This is a genomic window from Trinickia sp. Z7 (assembly GCF_056498045.1).
In genome coordinates, this window is record NZ_JAUEQW010000038.1 from 1 (window position 1) to 2,252 (window position 2,252).

Annotated in this window: 1 protein-coding gene; it reads left to right on the forward strand. The window is 61.5% G+C overall.

All coding sequences use genetic code 11. The annotated features are described in order from the left end of the window. A partial coding sequence (locus tag QQS38_RS25865) for a type VI secretion system Vgr family protein (RefSeq protein ID WP_479648179.1) occupies positions 1-2,252 on the forward strand: 2,252 nt, incomplete at both ends.

Consider the following 2,252-nt stretch of genomic DNA (forward strand, 5'->3'; position numbering starts at 1 on the left):
TGAAGGCGCTGATTGCGCAGCCGGTGACGTTGTGGCTGCAGCAAGCCGACGGCTCGTATCTGCCGCATCACGGCTATGTGAAAACGTTCTCGCGGTTGGGTAGCGACGGGTATCTCACGTTTTACCAATTGCGCTTTTCGTCGTGGATGTGCTTTTTGCCGCTGCGTCGCGATATGCGCGATTGGCAAGAGCAGACGGGCGAGCAGATCGTGGCCGATGTGTTCGACGCGCATCCGCAGGCGCAGGGCGCGTATCGGTTCGATTTGCGGCAGGCGATGCCGCAGTATTCGAATCGGGTGCAATGGGAAGACGACTGGAACTTCGTGCATCGCAGCTTGGAGGAGGCGGGGGTGTTCGGCCGCTTCGAGCAGGCCGAGGACGGCAAGTCGCATACGCTCGTGTTGATGGACGACCTGTACTTCGTGCCGCAACTCGAGCAGAAGACGGTGCGCTTCGTGCGCACGGGGTTGCGTGAAGAGGTGGATGGCTTTACGCAATGGAAAGAGCAACAGCAAATCCAAAGCGCGAAGCTGACGACGCGCACGTTCGATTACAAGCGGCCCGATCTGCCGAAGCAGGTCAATAGTGCAATCAGCCCGCGTGATGATATTCCGGCACAGGGCGAGGTGTATGACTACACAGGCGCGTACACGTGGGGTGTTCGGGACCGAGGCGAGCATCAGAATGCGATGCGGGTGGAGGCCTGGGAATCGCAGATGAAGCGGTTTCACGGCGTTGGCAGCTTGCGTTGCGCGAGGCCTGGGTACTGGTTCGTGCTCGAGGCTCATCCGATCCACGATAAGGATGCGCCTCAAGATCGCGAGTTCGCGATTTTGGAAACGACGTGGACGATCCGAAACAATCTGCCCGGAATGGACGATGTGGCGGACTTTGCGGAGAGTTTGCGGCCGGATGTGGCGCGGGCCGCAAGCGCCAATGCCGGAGGGGTGAAGGTTCGTCATCCCGACGGCAGCGAAGGGTACTTTCAAGTGGAGATCGAGGCGCAACGGCGGCGTACGCCGTTCCGTAGCCCGTTCGAGCATCGCAAGCCGGTCATGCAGTTGCAGACGGGCATCATCGCTGGGCCGGATAGCGAGGAGATCTATACCGATTCGCTCAATCGCGTGAAGGTGCTGTTTCCGTGGAATCGCCGCAACGAAGGAGATGAGCGGGCATCGGTATGGGTGCGCGCGGCGTTTCCCGATGCGGGGGCGAAGCGAGGCGGACATTTCCCCTTGCGCAAAGGCGACGAGGTCGTGGTCGGCTTCATGGAGGGCGATTGCGACCGGCCGGTGATCTTGGGACGCATGCATGGCGGGCCGACGCCGCCGGTTTGGCATACGCATGGGTTGCTGTCGGGGTACCGGTCGAAGGAATACGGCGGCAGCGGTTTCAATCAGCTCGTCATGGATGACGCGACGGGCCAGAACCGTATTCACCTGTATTCGACGAGCGCCGATTCGCATCTGCACCTGGGGTACTTGGTCGATCACAGCGGCAACACGCGTGGCGGGTATCTGGGCAGCGGCTTCGATTTGAAGTCGAATGCTTATGGCGCGATTCGAGCCGAGCAAGGGTTGTACGTGTCGAGTCATCCGGCGTCGGTCAAGCAGCCGATGGACGTGCGGCAAGCGAGCACTCAGCTCGTGAACGCCGAGAGCGTGATCGAAGCGCTCTCGGATGCGAGCGCGGCGCATCAAGCCGAAAGCTTGAAGGATGGCTACGACTCGCTCAAGGCGTTCACCGATGCGACGCAAAGGAGCGTGGCGGGCGATGCGTCCGGGGCAGGGCGCACGGCGGGCGGCGGCACGGGCAACGCCAACGGCTTTGCCGAGCCGATCATGCTGATGGCGAGCCCATCGGGGATCGCGCTCTCGACACAGCAGTCGACGAGCATCGCCGCGGACCAACACGTGAACATCGTGAGCGGGGCGAGCACGCATATCGCGAGCGGCAAATCGTTGATTGCTTCGATCGGCGAGAAGCTGAGCTTATTCGTGCAGAACGCGGGGATGAAGCTGTTTGCGGCGAAGGGGAAGGTGGAGGTGCAGGCGCATTCGGATGGGATCGAACTGACGGCCCATAAAGGCGTCAAGATGGTTTCGATCACGGAAGCGGTGGAGATGGCCGGCAAGAAAGAGATCCTGCTGACGTCCGGTGGCGCATATATTCGCATCAAGGACGGCAACATCGAGATCCATGCGCCGGGGACCATCGACGTGAAGGGGGCGAAGCGGGTTTTTGCGGGGCCG